This is a genomic window from Vibrio sp. B183, from assembly GCF_000740665.1.
GTDB classification, from domain to species: Bacteria; Pseudomonadota; Gammaproteobacteria; order Enterobacterales; family Vibrionaceae; genus Vibrio; species Vibrio coralliilyticus.
Genome location: NZ_JPQB01000015.1, coordinates 204,672 through 230,312, shown reverse-complemented (window position 1 = coordinate 230,312; position 25,641 = coordinate 204,672). Strand labels below are relative to the sequence as shown.

The 25,641-nt window shown below is 45.0% G+C and carries 18 protein-coding genes; 10 read left to right on the top strand and 8 right to left on the bottom strand.

Translation table 11 applies throughout. The annotated features are described in order from the left end of the window. Nucleotides 1-27: 27 nt before the first annotated feature. Nucleotides 28-2,307: a 5-methyltetrahydropteroyltriglutamate--homocysteine S-methyltransferase gene (gene metE, locus IX95_RS17320; RefSeq protein ID WP_038162320.1), complete on the bottom strand. Its 2,280-nt coding sequence runs from the start codon at nt 2,305-2,307 to the stop codon at nt 28-30. 276 nt (nt 2,308-2,583) lie between these two features. Here metE and metR point away from each other — a divergent pair, with 276 nt between their 5' ends. After that, nucleotides 2,584-3,495 carry an HTH-type transcriptional regulator MetR gene (metR, locus tag IX95_RS17315; RefSeq protein ID WP_006959006.1) on the top strand — a complete coding sequence of 304 codons (912 nt, stop codon included), beginning with the start codon at nt 2,584-2,586 and terminating at the stop codon, nt 3,493-3,495. 31 nt (nt 3,496-3,526) lie between these two features. Here the strand turns inward: metR and IX95_RS17310 are convergent, their stop codons facing one another. The 4 genes from IX95_RS17310 to IX95_RS17295 all read right to left on the bottom strand — a co-directional run bounded on the left by IX95_RS17310 (nt 3,527) and on the right by IX95_RS17295 (nt 9,585). Then, nucleotides 3,527-3,727 (bottom strand): DUF4250 domain-containing protein, encoded by a 201-nt coding sequence (locus IX95_RS17310; protein WP_019275688.1) that lies wholly within the window; start codon nt 3,725-3,727, stop codon nt 3,527-3,529. A 70-nt stretch (nt 3,728-3,797) separates the two neighbouring features. Continuing rightward, nucleotides 3,798-4,478, bottom strand: a complete 681-nt coding sequence (locus IX95_RS17305; RefSeq protein WP_038162318.1) for a hypothetical protein — start codon at nt 4,476-4,478, stop codon at nt 3,798-3,800. Nucleotides 4,479-4,558: 80 nt separating this feature from the next. Further along, on the bottom strand, nt 4,559-7,036 hold the full coding sequence (locus IX95_RS17300; RefSeq protein ID WP_051912594.1) for an EAL domain-containing protein: 2,478 nt from the start codon (nt 7,034-7,036) through the stop codon (nt 4,559-4,561). A 74-nt stretch (nt 7,037-7,110) separates the two neighbouring features. Next, nucleotides 7,111-9,585, bottom strand: a complete 2,475-nt coding sequence (locus IX95_RS17295) for an EAL domain-containing protein (protein ID WP_038162316.1) — start codon at nt 9,583-9,585, stop codon at nt 7,111-7,113. Between the two features lie 212 nt (nt 9,586-9,797). On the opposite strand from IX95_RS17295, the gene IX95_RS17290 reads away from it, so the two are divergent. Further along, the gene (locus IX95_RS17290) at nt 9,798-12,077 is read left to right on the top strand and encodes a YgiQ family radical SAM protein (RefSeq protein ID WP_038162312.1); all 2,280 of its coding nucleotides are present in this window, start codon (nt 9,798-9,800) and stop codon (nt 12,075-12,077) included. Between the two features lie 168 nt (nt 12,078-12,245). Beyond that, nucleotides 12,246-14,258 carry a methyl-accepting chemotaxis protein gene (locus IX95_RS17285; RefSeq protein WP_038162310.1) on the top strand — a complete coding sequence of 671 codons (2,013 nt, stop codon included), beginning with the start codon at nt 12,246-12,248 and terminating at the stop codon, nt 14,256-14,258. A gap of 53 nt (nt 14,259-14,311) precedes the next feature. Here the strand turns inward: IX95_RS17285 and serC are convergent, their stop codons facing one another. Both serC and IX95_RS17275 read right to left on the bottom strand, forming a co-directional pair. Further along, nucleotides 14,312-15,394: a 3-phosphoserine/phosphohydroxythreonine transaminase gene (serC, locus tag IX95_RS17280; RefSeq protein ID WP_038162308.1), complete on the bottom strand. Its 1,083-nt coding sequence runs from the start codon at nt 15,392-15,394 to the stop codon at nt 14,312-14,314. Between the two features lie 125 nt (nt 15,395-15,519). Further along, entirely contained in the window at nt 15,520-16,788 is a 1,269-nt protein-coding gene (locus IX95_RS17275; RefSeq protein WP_038162751.1) for a DUF945 family protein, read from the bottom strand. A gap of 178 nt (nt 16,789-16,966) precedes the next feature. Here IX95_RS17275 and IX95_RS17270 point away from each other — a divergent pair, with 178 nt between their 5' ends. The 3 genes from IX95_RS17270 to IX95_RS17260 all read left to right on the top strand — a co-directional run bounded on the left by IX95_RS17270 (nt 16,967) and on the right by IX95_RS17260 (nt 20,140). Beyond that, nucleotides 16,967-18,907 carry an ATP-binding protein gene (locus tag IX95_RS17270; RefSeq protein ID WP_038162306.1) on the top strand — a complete coding sequence of 647 codons (1,941 nt, stop codon included), beginning with the start codon at nt 16,967-16,969 and terminating at the stop codon, nt 18,905-18,907. Between the two features lie 9 nt (nt 18,908-18,916). Continuing rightward, nucleotides 18,917-19,414 (top strand): response regulator, encoded by a 498-nt coding sequence (locus IX95_RS17265; protein ID WP_038162303.1) that lies wholly within the window; start codon nt 18,917-18,919, stop codon nt 19,412-19,414. 171 nt (nt 19,415-19,585) lie between these two features. After that, nucleotides 19,586-20,140: a hypothetical protein gene (locus IX95_RS17260; protein WP_006959030.1), complete on the top strand. Its 555-nt coding sequence runs from the start codon at nt 19,586-19,588 to the stop codon at nt 20,138-20,140. 87 nt (nt 20,141-20,227) lie between these two features. Here the strand turns inward: IX95_RS17260 and IX95_RS17255 are convergent, their stop codons facing one another. Further along, entirely contained in the window at nt 20,228-20,815 is a 588-nt protein-coding gene (locus IX95_RS17255; RefSeq protein ID WP_029236136.1) for a TfoX/Sxy family DNA transformation protein, read from the bottom strand. Nucleotides 20,816-21,161: 346 nt separating this feature from the next. Between IX95_RS17255 and IX95_RS17250 the strand changes: the two genes are divergently transcribed. From IX95_RS17250 to panP, 4 genes are all read left to right on the top strand, one after another. Further along, nucleotides 21,162-22,082, top strand: coding sequence for an HDOD domain-containing protein (locus tag IX95_RS17250; protein ID WP_006959033.1), 921 nt, complete (start codon nt 21,162-21,164; stop codon nt 22,080-22,082). Nucleotides 22,083-22,112: 30 nt separating this feature from the next. Further along, nucleotides 22,113-23,018 carry a lysine exporter LysO family protein gene (locus IX95_RS17245; protein WP_038162300.1) on the top strand — a complete coding sequence of 302 codons (906 nt, stop codon included), beginning with the start codon at nt 22,113-22,115 and terminating at the stop codon, nt 23,016-23,018. A gap of 111 nt (nt 23,019-23,129) precedes the next feature. Next, on the top strand, nt 23,130-23,645 hold the full coding sequence (locus IX95_RS17240) for a hypothetical protein (protein WP_006959035.1): 516 nt from the start codon (nt 23,130-23,132) through the stop codon (nt 23,643-23,645). Between the two features lie 141 nt (nt 23,646-23,786). Continuing rightward, entirely contained in the window at nt 23,787-25,433 is a 1,647-nt protein-coding gene (gene panP, locus IX95_RS17235) for a pyridoxal-dependent aspartate 1-decarboxylase PanP (protein ID WP_038162298.1), read from the top strand. The last annotated feature ends 208 nt before the right edge of the window (nt 25,434-25,641 follow it).

The following is a 25,641-nucleotide window of genomic DNA, read 5'->3' as shown; positions in this document are numbered from 1 at the left end:
CATTTTCACATCAACGGTGTCCCTTCGTTACGCAAACTCTTTACGCAGTTTTTTCGCCGCCGACACCATATTAGCTAGCGACGCTTCTGTTTCAGCCCAGTTTCGTGTTTTCAAGCCACAATCTGGATTCACCCATAACCTTTTCGCTGGGATCTTCTCAGCCGCTTTGTTGATCAATCCTTCAATCCACTCCTCACTCGGGATGTTAGGCGAGTGAATATCGTAGACACCTGGGCCAATCTCATTCGGGTAATTAAACTCTTCAAACGCTTTAAGGAGCTCCATGTTTGAGCGCGATGTTTCAATCGTAATCACATCTGCATCCAGTGCTGCGACTGAGTCGATGATCTCGTTAAACTCTGAGTAACACATGTGCGTATGTATCTGAGTTTCTGGTTTTGCACTGGCTGCGGAAATTTTGAAAGCATCCACAGCCCATTCTAAATACTCTGCATGGTCACGTTTTTTAAGTGGCAAACCTTCACGAATCGCCGGCTCATCAATCTGGATGATATTGATGCCCGCATCCTGCAGATCAGACACTTCATCACGCAATGCAAGCGCTAGTTGATTGGTGATCTCCTTGCGACTGATGTCCTCACGAGGAAACGTCCAGCAAAGGATGGTTACAGGCCCAGTTAACATACCTTTCATTTGTTTGGACGTCAGCGATTGTGCATAAGTCGACCACTCAACGGTAATAGGCTTCTCGCGTTCAATGTCTGCAACGGCAATCGCAGGCTTCACACAGCGAGACCCGTAACTCTGAACCCAGCCAAACTTTGTTGTTTGAAAACCGGCCAAGTTCTCTGCAAAATACTCAACCATATCATTTCGCTCAGCTTCACCATGAACCAGCACGTCGAGATCCAATGCTTCCTGTCGCTTCACGGCGTCTTCGATATGCCCTTTTAGGGCTGCTACATATTCAGAGTCAGACAATTGACCAGTACGGTAAGCACTTCTCTGAACTCGTATTTCGTGAGTTTGAGGAAATGAGCCAATAGTCGTTGTTGGGAAAAGTGGTAAACCTAGCACAGCACTTTGATACTCTGCGCGTTCCTCATAGGGTGCGCTGCGCTCTGCCAGCGATTTGGTGATTTGATTTAATCGCTCCTGCACCTGAGGTTTGTTAACGTGTGTTGCTGTTTTTCGAGCCTCAATTGGAGCACTATAGACAACACATTCTTGAATGGCTTGCTGGTTGCCGTCCAGTGCTTTGCCTAACAAAGCAACTTCATGGACCTTCTGTTTGGCAAAGGCGAACCAACTGCGAACTTCTTCCGACAACGCAGGTTCAAGCTCTAAATCAACTGGGCTATGCAGTAATGAACATGAACTCGCGACCCATAACCTATCACCTAATTGCTGCTTAACAGGCTGCAAAAGCTCAAGCTGTGTGCTGAGATCAGTGCGCCAAACGTTGCGTCCATTAACCACGCCTGCGGACAGTATCCACTCTTTGGGCAAACGAGATACTACGGTGCTCAGTTGCTGAGGTGCGGCCGCTAGGTCAATATGAAAACCATCAACATCGAGTTCAACAATCTTATCTAATGTGTCATCAACGGAATCAAAATACGTTGTCAGCAGCACTTTTATGTCGCTGCGAATCACCTGATACGCGAGTTTGAATGAAGTTAACCAAGGTTTTTCGAGTTCTAGCGACAATACGGGTTCATCTATCTGCACCCATTCGACCCCTTGCTTAGACAGCTTTGACAAGATGTTCTGATAGGCAGTGAGAAGACGTGGTAGCAAGGTTAGGCGATCGAACCCTTCATCCACCTCTTTGCCAAGGTAAAGGTAGCTGATGGGCCCCAGTAGAACGGGTTTCACGTTGTAACCAGCTTTCGTAGCTTCGCTCACCTCTTCAAACAGTTGCGGCCAGCTGACGTCAAAACTATCGTCTTCACTGAACTCTGGCACAATATAATGGTAATTGGTGTTAAACCATTTGGTCATGTCTGATGCCGCAGAGCCATTACAATCGCAACTCACCTGCGACTGCCCACGCCCCACTTTGAACAAGGTATCCAGATCCGGGAAGCCATCGCGATGGCGTTTAGGCACATGGCCCAACAATAAAGTCGTGGTAAGTACATGGTCATACCATGCAAAATCACCGGCAGTAACGAAACTCAGATCTGCATCAGATTGCGTCTGCCAGTTCTTGTTACGTAGCTCAGCGCCAACGGCCTTTAGCTCAGCCTGTTCAATTTCACCACGCCAGTATTTCTCCAACGCAAACTTAAGTTCACGCTTTTCACCAATTCTTGGGTATCCCAAAATATGAGTTGTTGTCATAGCCCTAATCCTTCTGGTTTGTAATCGTAGATGCATGTTCTGTTCAGACGGCATAGAAGGCGTCTGGATGGCTAAACTATCTCGCCAACCTCATGACGGAACAAGTTCCAATTATTCAACCTGTTTATTAGATTATTTCATGTTACTTATGCTCTACATGTAAAAGCTCTATATTAAAAATCATTTAAATTTTTAGACGTCTAGATGTTTACACCCCTAAAAAATGCAGGTAAGTTAGTTATATTCATCATCAGCGACTACGGTTGAAGGGATTTCATGATTGAGCTTAAGCATCTGAAAACATTAGCAACGTTGCGAGATACGGGGTCGTTAACCGCCACCGCAACGACGTTACATCTGACTCAGTCAGCCTTGTCTCATCAAATAAAAGATCTCGAAGCCAGAATTGGCGGTCAGTTATTTCTGCGCAAAACACGCCCGGTAAGGTTTACATCTGAAGGCGAGATTCTTCTGAATTTGGCGGATCAAGTGCTGCCACGATTAGCCCGAGCAGAGAATGAACTTGCCAGCCTGAAAGAAGACGTCAATGGACGCCTGCACATGGCAATTGAATGCCACTCTTGCTTCCAATGGTTAATGCCAGCTTTGAGGGAGTACCAAGTTGCTTGGCCAAGCGTGACTCTGGACTTCTCATCGGGGTTTGGTTTCGAGCCTCTGCCTGCGTTGATGAGTGGCGAGTTGGATTTAGTCATTACCTCGGATATCCAGCCTAGGTCAGAAGTCCATTACGAACCCTTGTTTGATTTTGAAATGCGCCTTGTCACCGCGACCAATCACCCATTGGCGGCAAACACATCTGTCGAACCAAGTGATTTGGAAAACGAAACCATGTTGTCTTATCCGGTACAAAAAAACCGACTGGATGTGGTGAAACATTTTCTCCACCCGGCAGGCATTGAACCAGCAAAATGGAAACAGGCTGACAACACTCTGATGCTAGTCCAAATGGTCTCAGCAGGCTTGGGAGTCGCCGCGTTACCAAACTGGGCCATCAGCGAATTCTCTCGTCAGGGGTTAATAACCAGTATTTCGCTTGGTGATGGTTTATGGCGACGCCTTTTCGCTGCGACTCGCAACTCAGACAAAGATAAACGTTACCTTCAGGCGTTTTTTAATACCGCACGACAGCAATCGAAGAGCCATTTAGAAGGGATAAAAACAGTATGAAAAAGGAGGCATTCAGCCTCCTTTTTACATGTTATCTGTCGTAAGATTTAAACTGATTGGTGAGAGGATCATACTGATAACCGAGGACATCGAGCTTGCCAATCACAATTTCGATATCCATTTCATACATGGTCACAAGCTCCTCAAAACTGTTACATTCCAATCTCAGCTTTTCGTTAACAATACCAAGCAAGATGACGCTATCTAATCTTCCAGCATTACTTAGATCCATAGCTACACTCCTGTGCTGATCACCTAACACAAGCGTAGCTTCAAATCCTCAAATTTAAAGTGAGCCGCTTCTAAAGAACGAACAAGCCTTGATTAAACGTTGTGGCCGAAACTAATGTCAGTAATGCTACTGCTAACTGAATTTTGTTGACGGTTTTCGACACAATGATGTGCCAACACCAGATGAGGACCGAAGTAATCAGAAGCGCAAAACCTACCAATAAAGGCTGAGTCGCCTGAGTTAGGGCGGCTTCTTCTAGGCCAAAAGCTTTTAAGAGAATTGCTAGGCTCATCAACATTGCTGAGATAACACCCGTTACTGGCAAAATACGATGAAAAGCCTGAAGCCTAGTGCGAGCGACCGTAAGGAGTAAATGAGCAAACAGAGCGCCTAGAAGAATGATCTGAACAAATACGTTTAAACTTGCCGCTAAATCAGGCTGCTCACCAATGCCAATGGCGACATAAGCCAAGGCCAGACCATTAGCAAGGTACATCACCCACAATGGGCCTTGTACCCGAGTTTTTTTGGTCTGAACCTGCGAGTAAAAGTAAGCAATCGCAAACACCACCATCATGGCTTCGATTTTCAACGACGCGACGGCTAGCCACATAATGGCGAGTACGGGGAGTACTTTATGAATACGGCCTCGCTGGCCAGGACAAATATCCCCTTTGACTAAGATAAGCGTCAGAATCAACTGAGCGCCTAAAAGCATAGGCGGAAACACTGCTAACAATTGCTGAACCATGGTGTGAGCTATCACTATTGTTTTTAATGGAAGCGGATAATAGCAGACTTGCTTAGATAAGTGCCACCAGCGATTCCTAGCTATTCGTTGGCAAAATGGCTGAGAAGATCCTGACTTGTGACCACACCCAAATACTGTCCGGTTTCGTTGACAACCAACCAAGGGGGCTTGATGCCACTTTTTATCAATTCTGGCACTTCAGACATTTTTATCTGATATGAAGCACGATGGATGTCACGCCTCATCACCTGATTGAGTTTTCTCTTCAATGCAACCAAATCTTTAGGCGTTTCCAGTTTTGTGCCGAGAGTTGTCGAGAGGTGATGATTCAGTTCTTCTCTACCAACAACTCCCACACAAGTGGTGCCATCAACAACAGGGATAACCTCGAGATTGTACTGCTTTGAGTCAAAAAGGTTTCTGGCAGCTTCTAATGTGTCTTGAGGCTCTAAGGTCGGTATATAAGTTTGCGTGATATTGAGGATCCCGACCTGCCGCATACTAGACGCTCTAGTGAGAAACTCCTCCAGCCTCTCACAATAACTCCAGGCACTTTCAAGCTGATCAATGGGCAAAGGTTTTGAGAAAAAGTAGCCCTGAATGTAATCCACGCCAACACTGCAGATAACCTCCAACTCTTGTCGAGTCTCCACGCCTTCGGCTACTACTTTAACATTCAAAGTGTGCGCCAGCTCCGTGATCATTTTTACAATATGGTACTTATGGGTCCCTACTCTTAAACCTGTGACGAACTCTCTATCGATCTTCAATAGATCAAAATTACAGTCACTGAGGTAGCTGAAGGAACTGTAACCCGTCCCAAAATCATCTATCGCGACGCTGGCACCTCTTCGTCGTATGTTTCTGATCAAAGAAGATTGCTCTGATTCGCTATCAAAGTAAGCGCTTTCTGTCAGCTCAATTGTTACGAGTTCAGGAGTTTTAGCGAACTGATGCACCAAGTCATCTGCGCTCTGAAGCACTTCATCCGTTTCTAGCTTAGTGTTAAGAGAGCGATTGATCGTCATCCCTAACTTTTCACCATACCGCTCCTGAATCACGGATAAGTCTTCCAACGCTTTTCTTCCCACACACCAATCCAAGTCCGATACTAGATCTAGGTCTTCTGCGACCGTGACCATTTCCTGGGTATTGAGTATTTTTCCATTGGGAGCTTTAAAACGGCTTAACGCTTCAAACTTAACAATATCCCACGTTTTAACATCGACGATAGGTTGGTAATACACTTCTACAGCGTTGGAGCGAATCAGCTTAACGGCCCACTCTTCTAGCTCCTTACGACGTAACACCTCTCGGTGAATGGCACCATGATAAAAAGTGATGAGTCCCCGAGCATCATTTTGCTGCTCTAGCATCGCTTGTACTGCATGCGAAACAAGTAATTTAGGATTGTGGGTATCATGGCCCAGTACCGAGACACCTACTTTGCCGTGAACTATCGCCAAATGGATCTCTTTGCCTGCCTTTTGGTTCAGTGAACTAAAGAAACGTCGGATGGTTTGGTGAATAATTCTGACCTGAGAAGGACCAGGTCGTTTCTCACACTCTAAACAGGCGACAAAGTGGTTGTTACCAATATAACCGACCTGTTGAGCATTGCGATTTCTCGCCAAATGTTCTGACAATACCGACTTGTGCTCAAAATCATCCTCACTATTAAATTTAGGCACAAAAGCGACAACCATACTTATATGCTCTTCGGCTTCGTCCATCCATCGGCTCGCCACTGATTGAGTAAACTGCTGCTCAGTAGGGAGCTGAGTCAAAAGCTCAACCCCACCATGCTCGACATCTGCCACCCGATAGAGGTTTTTAGACAGATCTAAATACCAACCCACATAAAATATATTTTCGCCTAAAGAGAACTTTTGAACGGTTAAGTCTTGCGGGATCGTGTTGCCTGATTTGGTTTTAATAAGAATAACACCAGACCAAAACCCTTTTCGCGCGACCTCTTTCCAGAGATTTTGATAGTAATCTTTGCTGTGCTTACCCGAATCCAGCTTGTCGAGATTTCTTCCTGCCAAATCGGGATGCGAGTACCCTGTGTGCTCTTGAAAATAGCTATTGCAGGCAATGACGTTTTTTTCAGAGTTGGCGATTACAACACCATGGTGAGGATTATCAAAAAGTTGCTCAAACAATTGACTTACGAAGTCACTGTTTTTGTCAAAAGTTACCAAAGGCGCCAAGTGACCGAGCACGCGCCCTTGTTTGTCACCATTAAAGGTAAACTCGACATAGCTGACCTTGCCCTGATCTAGATTTAAGCAACAACTAAATCGCCTCTTTTGAAGTGATTTATGGGCCTCTTCGAACTGTTTAACAAGTGCAGACTGGTCTTGGTAGCTCAAGCAAGATAGTAAAAAGTTGTTGGTCAGATTAGGAAAGTCAGACTGAAACAACTGCACACACTCATCGCGCTCTATTGAGAAGTGGTGAGATTCTGCTTCCCACCGCCATTCAATAGAATTTAGCTCAGCTTTACCTTTAACATACGATTCAATCGAACCACGAGAACGGAGATCTCCCAACATCAAGACTCACCCAAAAGCATTATATTGTTCGGTATCACTTATAAACTTAGGTGAATTTGCCGTTATTGATAGTATTAATTTTTAATTATCTTCCCCAATAAATGATGCAATATCCTTTCTTGCTCAACGATCCCTTTAAATCGCGATTCATCATCAACCAATATCCAAGGCAATGGCGTGGTCATCATCAAGTCTTCCACTTCAGTCAATGAAGTATGCCAAGACAATAACGACTCAGGTGGAGACATCATGCGGTGCGCAGATTTGTGCCACATTGTTTGCTCTTTATTGGTCTCGTGGTCAGTGCCCATATTGGGAGTCAGATGCAAATTCATTGCTGCTCTGCTAATGATTCCCACACATTGATGAGATTCAACAACAGGTAAGACGTTGATTGCATCCACTTTAAAATAGGTGTGAACAAGAGATAAAGGTTCCCCAGGATCAACGTGCGGTAAATGCGGTGTAATCAGATCCGCTAATGTTCCGATATTGTTGTCAGATTCAGCCACGATTGGAGGTAAGGTACAGTAGTTGGTTACAACTCTAAGATCTTGGATTGAAAGAGGCTTTGAGAAAAAATAGCCCTGAATGCAATCCACACCTAGGCTGCGCAACGTTAGGTATTCATCTCTTGTTTCAACGCCCTCAGCCACGACCTTAAGTTTTAATTTCTGAGCCAACTGAATAATGGTATTGACGACATGATATTGCCGACTAGCAAAGCGAATGCCTTGGACAAAGCTTCGATCAATTTTCAAAACATCAAAGTAGCTCTTATTGAGATAATCGAAAGACGCACATCCTGTACCAAAATCGTCAACAGCAATGGATACGCCAGCTTTTCGAATCGCTGCAAGCAACTGCTCTTGGTAACTGTCGCCATCAAAATACGCACTTTCCGTAAACTCAATCGTCAACATATCCGGTTTGATGCCACTTTGGTCGATGAGCTGGGCGCTGTGGCGAAGGATCTCCGCGATGTCTTGCTTGGTATTGAAGGAACGATTGACAGATAGCCCAACACGGTCGCCAAACAGTTGCTGCAGCTCCGGTAGCACAGACATAGCTTTTCGGTTAACGACGTCATCCAAACTGACAATTAAATCAAGGTCTTCGACAATGTTGATAAGTTCCTGCGTTGATGCACTCGTCGTTTCGTTGACAGGAAAACGACATAGGGCCTCAAATTTGTCGATTCTACCCTTCTTAATATCGATAATTGGCTGGAAAAAAACGTCGATTGTCTCCGCCAAGATGGCTTGCTCGACCCAACTCTCTAGCTGCTTTTTACGCTCCACTTGTTCATGGATCTCGCGATCATAAAACGCAATCCTCTTACTTTCGCCAGAATGGAGTTCAAGCAGAGACTGCAATGCATGAGACAACAGCTGCCTGGGCGACTTGGCATCTGAGTGCATTACGGAAACCCCTGTTAGACCAAATTTGAGCGATTGAGCGACAGTGCCCTGAGCATGCTTGAAGCTGTGGAAAAAGGCTTTAATCATCTTCCTAATAGCTCGAACATTTTCAGTCCCCTGGGAGTTTTCTACACTCAATGTCACCGCAAACCGACCATCACCAATATAGCTTGCATACGGAACCAAGGAGTTTTCAGCAATGTAGCTAGCAAACTGACGTTTAACCTCTTGCTCATTCGCCAACGGAAACTGCGGTTGTAACGCCAGCATTATCAGCAACTCTTCACCTTGGTTATCACCATACTCTTTGTCCAGCTGCTCTAAAAACCGCTCTGGAGACGGTAATTGAGTCAGTAAATCAACACCGCCAGTTTCTCGGTCGTCAATTCGGTGAAGCTGATTAGATAAATCTGCACACAACCCCAGAAAGTAAGATTCACCGTTTCCCGGCTCAATCTTATGAATAGTTAATTCTTGGGGTAGGACGGAGTTGTCCGCTTTTTTAGTCAGCATAGGACCACTCCAGTGACCATGCCGTTCGATGCTGTGCCACAGGTCACGGTAATAATCTGCGCTAAGTTTTTCTGCGTTCAGAATATTCGTTTTTAAGCCCAGAATATCTTCGAGCTGATGGCCTGTAATTCGCTCAAAATGGCGGTTACACGCAAGGATTCGGGTTTCTGAATCCGTTACTAAGACACCATGGTGTCTGTTCTCAAATACAGAATAAAAAATATCCGCTGCCACCATTCTCGATGGAATAACCAAACACGGAGCAACCACGCCTTTTAACACAAACTCACTTTCCGCTTGGATGATGAACTCTACGTAAGTGAACAAGCTATTGGGTGTAAGTAAGCAGCAATGGAATGAGTGAGTTTTGTCGGAAGCTAATGCGGACTTAAACATAGTACGAGCCATACGACGCTGAGTTGTCGGCAGCAGCTTGAGCAGTTCCTTGGCTGAAATGGTGGGTTTATGACAGCCAAAAAGCCGTTTCATCGCCTCGGGCTCGCAACTAAACTCCTGAGTAACAAGATCTAGCTGCCAGGTGTACGTTTGGTATTTTCGCTGACGATGAGGGGCTGCTTTCTCCTCCACAGCTATCTCTGAATCTACGCCATGCATAAGCACACACCTCAAGTTTGATATTCATCACCACTCTATAATATTAGTCCCATATGACAGTGTAATCCGTTATATAGCTAACACAACTAACAACAACCTGATGCATAACTAATAGGACGTCCTTTAGGCATGAAAAATCTAGGGACATGTAGAGGTAGATAGTAGTCTCTCAAGCCGCTATAATTCGCGCTCCCTGGAACAGAGAACAAAATATGTACAGCAATATCACCCCTATTCATGAGCACAAAAAATACTGGGCAGAGTGCTTCGGTAATGCCCCTTTCCTACCGACAAGTCGCAAGGAAATGGATGCCCTAGGATGGGACAGCTGTGACATTATCATCGTGACTGGCGACGCTTACGTTGATCACCCAAGCTTTGGTATGGCAATTATCGGTCGCCTGCTTGAAGCTCAAGGGTTTCGTGTCGGTATCATTGCGCAGCCTGAATGGCACAATAAAGATGCTTTCACTCAATTGGGTCGACCAAACCTGTTCTTCGGCATCACCGCTGGTAACATGGACTCAATGATCAACCGTTATACAGCTGACCGTAAGCTACGCCATGATGACGCCTACACACCAAACAACGAAGGCGGTAAACGCCCTGATCGCGCGACATTAGTATACTCTCAGCGCTGTCGTGAAGCTTACAAAGGTGTGCCACTTGTTCTTGGGGGAATCGAAGCCAGCTTACGTCGTTTAGCCCACTACGATTACTGGTCCGATAAAGTTCGTCGCTCCATTTTGTTTGACGCAAAAGCAGATATCTTACTATTTGGTAACGCAGAGCGCGCACTGGTTGAAGTTGCTCACCGATTGGCTGATGGTGAAGAGATTGGCACGATGACTAATATTCGCGGTACGGTTGTCAGCCTGCCAGCGGAGCCAGAAGGCTACAAGATCATTGACTCTTCACGTATTGAAAAACCGCGTAAAGAAGCTTTCATCCCACCGAACCCATATGCGGTAGAAGAACAGTGTGACACCAAAGCGAAAACTGAAGAGCCTGAAGCGAAGCCTATCGCTATTCGTCCTTCTCGTCACGATGCGGCAACAACTGCGGTACGTATCCCGCATTTTGAAAAGCTGAATAATGACCGAATTCTCTACGCTCATGCCAGCCGTATTATGCACCTTGAGACTAACCCATATTCTGGTCGCGCATTAATTCAACGTCACGGTGATCGTGAACTTTGGGTTAACCAAGCTCCGATTCCTCTCTCAACGGAGGAGATGGATTACGTTTTCGGCCTGCCTTACGCACGTGTACCGCACCCGAAATATGGTAAAGCAAAGATTCCTGCCTACGACATGATCAAAACCTCCGTGAACATCATGCGTGGCTGTTTTGGTGGCTGTTCTTTCTGTTCTATTACTGAGCACGAAGGTCGTATCATCCAAAACCGTTCTCAAGAGTCGATCATAAACGAGCTTGAAGAGATCCGAGACAAAGTACCAGGCTTCACTGGTACCATTTCGGATCTTGGTGGTCCAACTGCAAACATGTATCGACTCGGCTGTAGCGATCCGAAAGCTGAAGCAAACTGTCGCCGTCCATCGTGTGTTTTCCCTGGGATCTGTAACAAGCTGAATACTGACCACAAGCACACTATCGATCTGTATCGCGCAGCACGTAAAGTGGAAGGTGTAAAAAAAGTGATGATAGCTTCTGGCGTTCGTTACGATTTGGCCATCGAGTCACCTGAATACGTTAAAGAGTTAGTTACTCACCATGTTGGCGGTTATCTGAAGATCGCACCTGAGCACACAGAAAAAGGTCCACTGAACCTAATGATGAAGCCAGGCATGGGCACTTACGATCGTTTCAAAGAAATGTTTGAGAAGTACAGTGCAGAAGCAGGCAAGAAACAGTATCTGATCCCTTACTTCATCTCTGCGCACCCGGGCACCGAAGATGAAGACATGCTGAACTTAGCGCTGTGGCTTAAGAAGAACGACTTCGAGTGTGATCAGGTACAAAACTTCTACCCATCACCGATGTGCAACGCCACATCAATGTACTACTCGGAAACTAACCCGCTTAAGCGCGTTAAGTACAAACAACGTGAAGAAGTGCCAGTGGCAAAAGGTGAGCGCCAGCGCCGCTTACATAAAGCTCTACTGCGTTACCACGATCCAGCTAACTGGCCTCTGATTCGCGAAGCGCTCATCAGCATGGGCAAAAAGCACTTAATTGGTGACAAGCAGAGCTGTCTGGTACCAGCAGAAGACAATGAAGCCCTGACTCCCGCACAGCGAAGAAAATCTGGTCGTCATGGCTCAAACCGTTTCGCGACTAAACATACTAAAAGTCAGCCAGGGTTTGAAAAGATGAACGGCTCTGGTCAGAAAAAGCCAAACAATAGCCGCAACTCAGGTAACGGTGGTAAACCAACAGGTGGTCGAAATGGTAAGCCGGGCGGTCATGGTAACAGTAAGCCACCAGCGGGCGGAAAACCTTCGGCAGGTCGCAAGCCTAAACGTCGATAAGCAACCCACTCTGACACATTTTAAAATCGCAGCTTAGGCTGCGATTTTTTATTGTCATCAATCCCTTATAACTCGCCTACTACGGATAAATTTATTAATTATTTGCGCCTTGGTTCATAGGTTCCATACTTAGTTCATTGGAATCCAACTCCCGATGGAGAGATAGAGATGAACGTTCGTCTGTCCCATGCCCTCTATATGGGCTTTTCAATAATAATAATTACCACCCTGATTTTAGCTTTCATCGTCTGGTCTCTCGTCAACAAATCTGCCACCATTTCACAGGAAATAGAGTCTGATGATGTACCCGGAGTGTTGGCCTATTTCAACGTATTGGATGCAATTGGAAGCCTACAAACTAACGCCCTCGAATATCTCAATGGCGATGCAGGGCAACGCAATGCTTTTGAAACGAATGCCAATGAATTCCAGCAACAATACTTGCGATTACGTGCGTTAGAGTCGGCTAAAGCCTCTGACGTAGCAAAAATGGATCGCATCATTAGTCTAGCGAACCAGTACATTGAACGCGTTAATCAAGGCATCTTCACCAAATTCAACCCCGCCGATGAACAGCAGGCTATCGATAAAATCAATCAGCTGACCAAAAACATTGGGGCACCGTTGGAGGATTTACTCGATCAACTCGCAGAAAAGCGTTTTACCGAAGCCTATAAAAGCACCGAGCTCGATAGAACTTTGAATCAAGATTTACCGAGTATTCGTTATTATCTTGAGTTGGTTGACGAAGCCGGCGATATGATTGCAACGCTCAATGCCTACATCATGGGTGACCCAGCAGCACGAGACACCTTTAACAATGATGCCGGTGCCTTTGCAGGATATCTTGATAAACTCCGTCCCCTAGAACCAGATCCCCAAGCTTCAAGCCAAATCGACGAGGTTGAACAGTATTACTACGACATTATTCGTATTGCTCAGGAGGTCTTTGAAGGCTACAACCCTTCGGGTAAAAGATCAGCAAACATGCTGGTCGGTGAATTGAAGCAATCTATTATTCTTCCACTGGAAGAAATCCTCAATAACTCCGCCACAGAAGAGACTAACGACTCTATCCAAGCCTTAGCAGAACTCAACAACAATATGTCGACCATTATCTTCTGGCTGACTATCAATGTTATTGTGGTATTGGTTGTCGGTATTGCTGTCGCTTGGGGACTACTAAACATCATACGTCAGAGACTGGATGTGATTGCAGCAAAAGCCAAGTCCATTGCTGACGGTGATTTGTCAGAACCGCCGATCAATGAAACCAACAAAGATGAACTGGGTGAACTCGCTCGTGCAATTGATGCAATGCAACAATCTCTCAGAAGTGTGTTATCCAATATCACAAGTGTTGCTTCTGAAGTTGCTAGCAACACGCAAATGGTCGAGGACACAACTAAATTGGTTGCTTCTGGTATTGAGGAACAAGCAGACAAAGCTACACTCATCGCCAGTGCTGTCGAAGAGATGACTGTTACCGTCAATCAGGTTGCCGATCAAAGCACTGACGCTGCAGCAAGTTCACGTCAGGCTGGTGAGGAAGCAACCAATGGCGGTAAATTGATGCAAGAAACCGTCAATGGCATGAATCGGATCTCCGAAGTCGTCAATGAAACCGCAGAAACTGTCGACAGTTTAGGTAAACGCGGAGAAGAGATCGGTAACGTTATCAAAGTCATTAACGATATCGCCGAACAAACCAACTTGCTCGCGCTCAATGCAGCCATTGAAGCCGCACGAGCCGGTGAACTTGGTCGAGGATTTGCCGTCGTCGCTGATGAAGTGCGCAGTCTGGCTGAGAGAACCTCAAAAGCGACCGAAGAAGTAGGCGGTTTGATCAGCTCGATTCAGAACGAAACACGTCAGGCCGTAGAGCGGATGAGCGAAGGAACTCACTTAGTTGCAGAAGGCGTAACCCTGTCTAACTCCGCTGGGGACGCCCTGACGCAGATCGTATCCCGTGCTCAGGATGTCAACCAGATGATAGATATGATCGCAACAGCCGGAAACGAGCAAGCCACAGCCGCACAAGAGATGTCGCGTGACATCAATACCATAAGCCAAATTGCCGACAACTCGGTTCGCACCACTCAAGATGGCGCTCAAGCGGTCAGCCAGCTTTACCGAAAAGTCGAGGAACTGGAACAAGTTGTCGCTCGTTTTAAACTTTAATCAATAAAAAAGGCTTAGCCTCAATGGCTAAGCCTTTACTTTATCTCTCCGGGTTAAGCGTTTTCTGCTTCAAATTCCTTCATGAATTCAACCAGAGCTTTTACACCTTCTACAGGCATTGCATTGTAAATTGAAGCACGCATACCACCGACAGCACGATGGCCCTTCAACGAAACAAGGCCTTTCGCTGCTGCCTGTTCTAGGAATAGGCCATCCAGTTCAGGTTTAGCAAGCTGGAAAGGTACGTTCATTCGTGAACGATTCTGAGCACAGACTTCGTTTTTATAGAAATCAGAGCTATCAATACATTTATAAAGAATCGCTGCTTTCTCGCGGTTAATCTGCTCCATAGCCGCGACGCCGCCCTGCTCTTTCAACCACTTAAACACCAAGCCAGACAAGTACCAAGCAAAAGTCGGTGGCGTGTTAAACATTGAGTCTTTCTCTGCCAACATCTTGTAGCTGATAAAACTCGGTAAAAGTTCATGGGCAAGATCCAGCAAGTCATCACGGACGATGGCAATACAGATCCCCGCAGGGCCAATATTCTTTTGAGCACCAGCGTAAATAACCCCGTATTGAGAGACATCGATCTCTCTTGAAAGTATGTTGGATGACATATCCGCAACGATCGGTTTATCCGTCCTAGGCAGTTCTGAAATCTCGATACCATCGATAGTCTCATTTGGACAAAAATGCACATAAGCGGATTGAGGGTCAATCTTCCATTCTGACGCATCAGTGACAGCCAATTTACCTTCTTTTGTGGTTTTGGCATTAAATACATCCACTTCGCAGTATTTTTCTGCTTCTTTGATTGCACTTTCTGCCCAGTACCCTGCATCAACGTAGGTCGCTTTCTTAGCACTACCCAATAGATTTAATGGGACAGCAGCAAACTGTGCACGAGCACCACCCTGACAGAACAAGACTTTGTAGTTGTCAGGAATGTTCAGTAGGTCACGAAGATCTTGTTCTGCATCCTCAGCAACCTTAATAAACTCTTTGCTTCGGTGGCTAATTTCCATCACAGATGTGCCCAATCCGTTCCACTCAACGAATTCGGATTGTGCTTTTTCCATTACAGCTCTAGGCAGCCCCGCTGGTCCGGCACTAAAGTTATAAACATTGTCCATTTCGAGATTCCTTGCTCATGCTTTCAATAAGTAATGACAGGATTAATAGCACGTTTTCTCACGTATAAAAAGCAAGAAAAGAGGTCTTTAGACCTCTTTTTCATGTAAGTTATAAAAATCCTAACTTATGGCTGCATCATTGCTGGTAATAGTATCGCCATCAAAGGTATTTGCTGCCCGTTTTCGAATACAAGATTGCCATCTTTTAGCTCAGCCTGAATCTGGTAGCCCTTATCGTTCTGACTGACAAACTCCATTACCATCGCTTCATCGACACCCTGTTTAATGAAAGGATACTGTTCAACCAATCCATTGGAGAAAAACGTGTCTAAGTTCCCCGTTAAAGAAGGAAGAATGTTGGCAGGGTTTTGAGTGACATTGGTGGTTCCTTCTGGAACGGTAATTTTCCATGTACTTTCGAACTCGCCATTGTCACCTAAGGTCAGAGCCATCTTATTCATAGATAGGTAGAAACCTTTAGAAAATAGGGTTTCCACGTAAGGAATCGCATCTTGGATATCGTCAGCCGTCAGTACCGGATTATTCTGATACATACTAACCAAATGCTCAAATGAGCTGCTGTCTAAATCGCCGAATTCTAAATCCAGCACCAAGTTGTCCACCTCGTCTTCAGACATGAGTAATTTATCAACGCTCACAACATGTTTGCTATTTACACGTTGAGAGGCATCATCAAGTGAAGAAGCAAACTGATACTGACCACTTTTCAGAGAGAACAAAGGGGCCTGAGTGGAATCGAGAACCGACATTTCCGCAATGTTGATTTTCTGGTCGCCCAGCCAAAAACTGTTTTGCTTTCTGCCAAGGCCCGAGCCTGTGATGTTCGACAGCAGCATCTTTTCACCTGTATCGAAATCGACTTCTACGGAAGGAATGTTAAGGTCGTAGCTGACTTCTCCCAACACCGTAACATGGCCTTTCAGAGACGAAGGTGTCACTGATACCATAGCGCCGCCGTCACCTTCGGTTGTTTGATGCCAGTTACCCAGCTCCAACGAGTAGTCCGTATTGCCGTTAAGTTGAGTCACCGTTGTCATCGTTAAAGGAAACTGCTCGGCATTTTCCAACGTGGACTCTGCTTTCAAACTAAACAAACCGTGAGTGACATGGCTATTCACGACGAATTCCGTCGGCAACCCATCAATTTCCAGTTGGCTGGCAAGCTCTGGATCCGCAACCGTGTAACGAGTTTGTACTTCAGAAGAGAGGTAGCCGCGGTTGTAGGAAACGACTTCAGCTTTCACTGAATCATTGCTTAGATGCGTGATCCCATCATGGATAACATTTTGTCCAATTTGTCCTACCGCCAGAGGCCAACATAAAGCCAAAGCGATTGCGCCACCAATAGCGCCGTATTTTTTCAACTGATGCATGTATTTATCTTCACTTAGGTATTTCTTGCAGTTTACACCAAAAAACATTGAGTTAAATCAGAGTATTGGCTTTCTTCGCAAATCGAAGACGAATCTAAAACCTGTGTCTCAGTCACTCTGAGTAATCCTTGTTAGAGTAATTTCAGATCAGGGAGTTCATTAGAGACAGGCGACAACAGTGAATCAGTATGCCTTACTGTGCTTAGACAACAATCCTATTAGTGTAGAGCAACTGCGACGAGAACTGGGTCAATTCGCGGCAAGGTTCGACATACATACGGCTGATACAATCGAAGACGCGCACGCTTCGCTAGCTTACTGTCAGGAAAACCAGCAACCTGTCGCGCTGGTACTGGCTAGCCATCATGAAAACTTTAATGGCGCTGAATTTCTGATTCAGTTAGACAAAAGCCACTATACACAAAGCGCACGTAAGATTTTGATCAGCTGCGGACAAGACATACAAGCGATACTGTCTGCCGTCAATGAAGGTAGACTGGATCATTGTCTGACTAAACCGTTGCAGGACAACTTGGTATACAAAACGGTCAAAAAAGAACTCACGACTTTCATTCTAAAGCACGACCAAGAAAACCTTCTCGCATATAGTCAAATACTCGATCAACAGCGTCTTCTCAGAGCGCACATCGAACTCAAAATGCGCAGCTATCGCGAGGGTTTTATCACTGATCATCACACGCTCTCCGATCAAGAGCTCGCTGAGCAAGTTATCTCAGCTTTGCACGAGTTCTTCTCAGATCAGGACGACACTCGCGCTTGCCGAACCTATTCATCTGAACATCTGCTCACCATTGAAGGAGAAGAAAATCAATTTCTCTGGTTCATTACCAAAGGAGAAGTTGCGCTATATAAAAAAGACGAACTAGGAATACAGCGCGAGGTGGTAAGACACAACAAAGGTAATATTGTCGGAGGGATGTCGTTTGTCACGGGTGAGCCCTCATTCTCGACGGCGTTGACTTTAAAACAAACTGAAGTGATAAAACTCGACCGAGACATTTTCGCTAAAGTCATGCATTCCAACACCACCCTGCTTCCTTTGTTTACTAACCTACTTCTGCGTCATTTCAATCGTCGCCTGCAGCGCAGTATCAATACTAAGCTCGAACTGCAAAAGACGCTTGAATCCCTAGAGTCTGCCCATCAACAACTCATTGAGCGTGAAAAGATGGCAATGCTAGGCCAATTGGTCGCGGGCGTTGCCCATGAGCTAAACAATCCTGTTGCGGCAATTCTTCGCAGTACGGAAACGCTAACGGCTAACATTCATAAATTAGTCAGTGATGATAATGGTCAGTCCAGACTCAAAACTCTAGGAGCGGATATTCTGGGTAAATCTCTCGATTCCAAACCGAGGTCAACTTCTGATGAACGGCAACTAGCCAAAAATATAGAATCTCAGGTGGGTGAACGTCGAATCGCTAAAAAGCTGGTCAAACTCGGGTTAGAAGACAATCAAGAATGGTTGAAGCGTACTCAAAGCAACAAAGCTGATGTAGCGCATGAGCTCGACCTTCTTGAGAGTTATCACATTACAGGATCAACTTTACGATCCATCAATGTTTGTGCTCAACGTATTGCTGATATGGTAAAGAGCCTTAAAGGTTACGCGCGGCCAGACGATGAGACGTTTCGATTATCTGACATTCATGAAGGTATTGAAGATACTCTGGTCATCTTTGAAAATAAACTCAAAATGCACAGCGTAGAAAAAGTGTACGGTGATTTACCACTGATACAGTGTATGCCAATGGCTTTGCAGCAAGTCTGGACTAACCTCATATCCAACGCCATTGACGCTCTTCCTGAAAGAGGGACACTTTTGATTCAATCTGAGACTCGCAGCTATAACGACCAACAATGGGCCGTTATTTCAATTGAAGACAATGGTTGTGGTATTTCCAAAAAGCTACAGCGTCAAATTTTTGCCCTCAACTTTACCACTAAAAAGGAAGGCAACTTTGGATTAGGCATTGGCCTATCAGTTTGCCAGCAAATTGTTCATCAACATGGGGGGCGGATTGAAGTTCAGTCTGAACCTAATCGATTCACCAAAATGTCAGTGTGGCTCCCCTTGCAGACACACGACACAATTTGAGGACTCAACATGACTAAATACCTAATCTTATGTGTCGATGATGAGCGCGAAGTGCTAGACAGTGTGATTCAGGATCTGGACTGCTTTGAAGAACACTTCGACCTTGAAGCCGCAGAATCTGTCGCGGAAGCGAAATCTATCATAGAAGAAACTGAGCAGGAGGGAGGGAAGCTAGCGCTCATTCTTTGCGACCACATAATGCCCGAACAAACTGGCATTAGCTTTCTCATTGAACTTAATGACAACGGATCCACTCAAACGGCACGCAAAGTATTGCTAACTGGCCAAGCCGGATTGGAAGACACAGTAGAAGCTGTGAATCACTCCAGCCTGCATTTTTACATTGCCAAACCTTGGCGAGGGGACAACTTACGCGATGTCATCAAAAAACAACTTACCCAATATATGATAGAGAACAATGCTGACTTGATGCCCTGGGCTGCCATTCTCGATACAGAACAGATATTAGATGCTGTCGCAAAAAACCGAATTAATTTTGGAGAATAGATCACCAAATTGTGCGTATTTTGGCATATTGATTGCTTCAACATGTAAATAACGACAAAACAATGACATTTTTGTAGTGTAGGACTACAACAATGCATTATGATGTCTCGATATGGCAGCGCTCCGTCGCACCAAACCAAGGAAATTAACAAGAATAGGTTTTTCTTTCGTATGCGTAAAACAATCTTAGCTGCAGCCCTTGTGCTAGCATCTGGTCAAGCTTTTGCAGAGACCGACCCAAACAGCCCAACCGTAATGAGTAACTTCAGCTACGATTACCTGGAAGCTCGCATTGGCGCAAGTCCTGTAACGTTCGGCGCGGCTGCAAGTAAATCTATCCACCCAAACGCTCATGTGATTGGCCGTGTTGATTCAGAATTTGAAGGTGATTATGACGCGGCAGCAGGCTTTGGCTTCCACGCACCAATCAACAACTGGGCTGATTTTACTGGTGAAATGCTATTCCGCCTTGTCGATTTTGGTGGCAAAGAAGGTAAAGGCACTGACACGGGTATGGAATTGAACCTAGGGGTTCGTCAATGGCTAGGTCCGCAACTAGAAGTAGGCGGCAAAGCAGGCTACGTCTCCATCGAAGATAACGATGACTGGATTGGTTCAGCGTACGTACGTTTCCACTCAACAGAGCTTTTCTCAATTGGTGCTGAAGCGCGCATCAATGATTTCTACGGTGACCAGCTAATGTTCACAACGCGATTCAAGTTCTGATAACACATTTCAGAATGAGATAAACAAATACTAAAAAGCCGAGGTCATTGACCTCGGCTTTTTGATGTTTGTTATTCAGCAATTGTATTACGCACAACTCGCTAGAAGCTGACGTTTGCGCGGCTCTTGGATAAGCTTCCAATGCACACCGTCAATAGCACCAGCAAATTTCCAAAGTAGCTTAACATCGACATCATTGCCGTATGTCGCTTTCACTTTAGAGAACACTTCAGGTGCACCGAGCTCCAAGAAGGTGTCAACATCAACAACACCCGCTTTTTTCACCATGCGCTCTAGTGTGAGCTGCATGTTCGGCAGATCTCTTAAACGACGACTCGCTGACGACTTCTTATAGTGACGCTGAGACACCGAAAACTTAATCGAATTCTCAACAATCTCATCTAAAAGCTCATTTTTATTATTAAATAGATGAGTAATATCGTAATAATTCACCGTCGCAGTCGTTTGTTTTTTAACATGACGGTACTTGATACAGCCCAAATCCGTCAATTTGTCATCTAAATAGTCACCACCTCGAATAAACACTTTGTCAGCACTCATTAGGGCAAACATTGCGTCTTGTTTGAATAAACCCGTTCCACCAAACATTGAACGTTTTTGGAAACTACCAAACTTGTTAACGTAATTAATAAATTGTTGCTCTGTCATATCCATTGATCCTTCTAATCTAGAAAACCCCGATTATTTATGATCACCAGATAGCAGCAGCTTTAAGCGAAAAATGTAAATCAGCCAGCGAAGCTATGGTTTATGTTTTTATTAGCATACCGACTGCAAGTACTATAAATGATAGTTAACGTTACAAAATAAGTCTGTGCACAGCTCACACCAATAAAACTAAATTCATATAAATTCGGGACTGACATCACACTAGTGTCGTTTCCATACTTCACTGCAAAAAATACATCGGACAAAAACTCTCAATTAACTTATCAATAATTTGCATAATAATGGTCTGGGAAGTTAAACTGTAACTAGTAGAATCTTTAGCTGATCAAGCATGAACCACCTATCTTTTTATTGGCTTCCTGAAAACAATGAACTTCTGGTTAAAGGCATCGAGTCTGAATTTTCAACATTAGTTGAACACGCCATCAACTCGGGCAAGATTACCCTGCCACCGATATCAGATGTTGTTTTAAAAATACAAAAATTATGTACCCAAGACGCAACTACAGTATTGGACGTTGCGGATAGCTTGCTCGAAGACCCAGGCCTTGCAGCCATTGTTATCCGAGTCGCTAATTCGGTCATCTTCAACCGCCGCAATATTACGTGTACCGACTTGGTCACGGCGGTATCACGTCTCGGCATTTTACGAGTGCGTGATATTGTGACCGCACAAGCTATCGAACAGCTTAAGCACTCCGTGAATTTAAGCCGTAGCTGCAATGAAGTTCTGATTAACAGTGCTCATAACTCTAGAGAATTGGCAGCTACCATGGTGATGGTGGTGAAAGGCTTCAAAGAGTCAAACGACCCAAGATATAGCAATCTGGAAACAGATAAGGCTTTGTTGACAGGTTTATTAGCTGATATTGGCTTATTTTGCATCGTGAACGAATACCATATGTACTTGGAGCAAGGTAATTACCTCGCAGAAGACATCGCGTTCCAGATATTTAATAACCAGTGCTCCAATGCAAGTCGACTTGTGCTAGAACATTGGGGCTTTGATAGTGATTTCCTCGAAGTCGCTACCAATCAAACCACGCAAAGGCAAAGTGTGGATGTCAGTTACTTGGATATCGCCCGTATCGCCAATCATATCCTGATGTTTCGTCGTCAAGATGACAAGATCGATGAACACACCGTTGAATTTGACCTGACTGGTGCAGATATACTGTACAAACTCAGTAATTTAAGTGATATTGAGTTCAATACACAAATCAATGAGTTAATTAGCGCTAGCGGACTCTAGCGCTAAACGTACCAGTACACAGGAAGCCACATGTTTTCAGGGATGATATTCATCTTTGCCCCACTCGTTGTGGGGTATCTGATATCGATTTCCAAACCATCAATTCTCGATAAAATCAACGCCACGACCTCCAACCTTATCTATGTCATTTTGGCATTAATGGGGCTGAGCCTCGCAGCGCTCGATAATCTGGGCCAAAATCTACAACTGATCCTGCAATATGTCGCAGTCTTCTTCGTTTGCCTGAGTTTGAGTAACTTAGCTGCACTCCCCTTTATCGACAAACTTCTCCCAATTGAAACAGATGCCAAGCAAACCAAACTCCCTTTATCCGGTATGGCTATGGAATCGGCCAAGCTGATCGTTGTTGTTGGTGGTGGGTTAGTCGCAGGCTTGATGCTTCCTATCGATTTGAGTTGGGTCGATACTGCCAGCGAGTGGATTTTGTTTGTCCTACTCTTTTTCATTGGCATTCAGTTGCGCAACAGTGGCCTGACTCTTCGCCAAATACTGCTAAACAAGCATGGCATGATCATCGCCCTAGTGATCATTGCCACGTCGATGATAGGCGGTGCGATTGCAGCCATGATTTTAGACATCGATCTTTACCGTGGCTTGGCAATGGCATCTGGATTTGGCTGGTATTCTTTAGCTGGCATTCTGATGGGTGATGCTTTTGGCCCTGTCTACGGTGGAGCCTCATTTATGATTGAACTCCTCCGAGAACTGGTTGCCTTAGTATTGATTCCCCTCGCTATACGCACTAAGCCCTGTACAGTGATTGGCTATGCTGGTGCAACGGCGATGGACTTTACGTTACCCGTTATACAAACCACTGGTGGGGTACGTTGTGTACCAATTGCGATAGTGAGTGGATTTATATTAAGCCTATTAGTGCCCGTATTGATGCTTTTCTTTGTCTCTCTTGCAGGCTAGATCGCATGATTTTATGTTCAGATTCACTATATTAGGGCTCAACCACACGTTATAATTTAGCGCTTGCTAATTTAGTGGGTTTATAATAACTATTCTTCAAAAGGAATCATTATGACACGTCTACTTATTGCTTTGCTGCTGGGCGCAACCTCTACTATGGTTGCCGCAGCTGACAATGCATGTTTGTCCAAGAAATACGACGCCTATGTTGATGCTTCTCTACACTGGTACGAAGATCTCGCAAAGCTAACTTCTGAACAATACCCTGACTTAAAAGAAGTCAGTGAGTGGTTTCTGGAAGGTCGAAAAAACCATTTTGAGTTGAACCGCGCTGCTGTTCACTACTACCTTGAAAACGACCCATCTAAGATTGCTACCAGTCAGCCCGTTGAAGCTTGGCTTCAGCTTGAGCAGAAGGACATTAAAACCTTGTCTTCGCGTAGCGACGAGCTAGGTCGACTGGCGCAGGTCACCTTCAGTGATCGTCAATCAAAGCCGCATGAGAAGAACTACGATCTTCGCTCGGCTTTCGCAGATTTGTTGAGCCATCCAACAAAAATTGATGATGCGTTAAAGCGCTACAATGAAGCGATTAAAGACCTAGAAACCATTTCATGTGATACATAATGGATATTGCCGCTGGACCTTTTCTTCAGCGGCAACGTTCAAATCACAGTATCTAAGATCAAACAATTAAGACGGGACTTTGCGCCCGTTTTCGTTTAGATTGTCCCGCTGCAACAAAAAAGATAAGAGCAATGTAGCTGTATGGTATCGGAACATAAAACGGCTGACGCGAGTTTCGAGAGTTTACTCCGAATCTTTACCGTCCCTGAAGGGCCAGACTCAACACTGACAAAAATCGAAGAAAAGTTATCGCAAAACCTGAACCAGTTTTTGCGCGAACATATCGTCGCGGAAGAAAAACCACTTAGAGAAATCGAAAAAGACTTCTCCAATGCGTCACTTCCTGAGCAACCCGAGTTCGTTTCCGAGCATACTCAACATTTGCTTGATACCTTAGTATCACATTCAGTTCATACTTCTGCACCGAGCTTTATCGGCCACATGACTTCGGCACTGCCCTACTTTTTGATGCCACTGTCTAAGATCATGATCGCGCTCAATCAAAACTTGGTCAAAATCGAAACATCCAAAGCTTTTACACCTTTAGAGCGCCAAGTACTTGGTATGCTTCACCGACTGGTATACAACCAGAACGATGAGTTTTACGCTAAATGGATGCACAGTGCTAATCATTCTCTGGGTGCTTTTTGTTCTGGTGGAACTATCGCCAACATTACGGCACTTTGGGTTGCGAGAAACAACGCCTTAAAAGCGACAGGTGATTTCAAAGGTGTAGAAAAGGAAGGACTATTCAAAGCCATGAAATATTATGGCTATGAAGGTCTTGCTGTATTAGTTTCTGAGCGCGGGCACTATTCATTGAAAAAAGCGGCAGACGTTCTTGGCATAGGGCAAGAAGGTTTGGTTGCCATTAAAACAGATACTAATAACCGTATTTGTCCTCAAGCGCTGCAGGAAAAAATAACTCAGCTAAAACAGCAAAACATTAAGCCCTTTGCAGTGATTGGTGTTGCCGGTACAACAGAGACTGGCTCGATTGACCCAATCGCCGATATCGCGGCTATTTGTCAGCGTGAAAGTTGCCATTTCCATATTGATGCAGCATGGGGCGGTGCGACCCTGATGTCTAACAACTATCGTCACCTCTTGGACGGCGTAGAGTTAGCAGACTCGATAACCATTGATGCTCACAAACAGCTCTACATCCCGATGGGTGCGGGCATGGTGTTGTTTAAAGATCCTGAAGCCATGAAATCTATCGAGCACCACGCACAATATATCTTGCGTAAAGGCTCGAAAGACCTAGGCAGTCACACGTTAGAAGGCTCTCGTTCTGGTATGGCCATGCTGGTTTATGCCGCGATGCATATCATCAGTCGCCCTGGTTACGAGCTACTGATCGATCAAAGTATTGAAAAAGCCAAGTACTTCGCCGAGTTGATCAAACAGCAGAACGATTTCGAACTCGTCTCAGAGCCGGAACTGTGTCTACTGACCTATCGATACATTCCAGCTGAGATCCGCAGTGCTCTTGAAAAAGCCGGTCCTAAGCAGAAGTCGGAAATAAATGAGTTGCTCAATGAGCTGACAAAGTTCATTCAGAAACGACAACGCGAAACAGGTAAGTCTTTTGTTTCTCGAACTCGCCTCAACCCCGAGCAGTGGGACAGAATGAATACCATTGTATTCCGAGTTGTACTAGCTAATCCTCTTACTGGACGAGACATCCTGAGCATGGTTCTCGAAGAGCAGCGAGAGATTGCAAAACAAGCACCAAAATTGATGGCGAGGATCCAATCCGCCGCTCAAAAAATCAAAGAAAACTGAAAATTTCTTTCGAAAAAGCTGTAACTTGCCGAACATCGACAGCCTCAAACCGCGAAAACCTTTGCATATAACACGCATTTATGTAGTTTTGGCAAAATTTAGTTTGAGGCTTGTCATATTCTCACTAATTGAACCGTATAAAAATTACTGTAAACCTTTTGCTTAGGTTTATACTGGACGCATGGCGCTGGATAGTTATTGCCTTTAG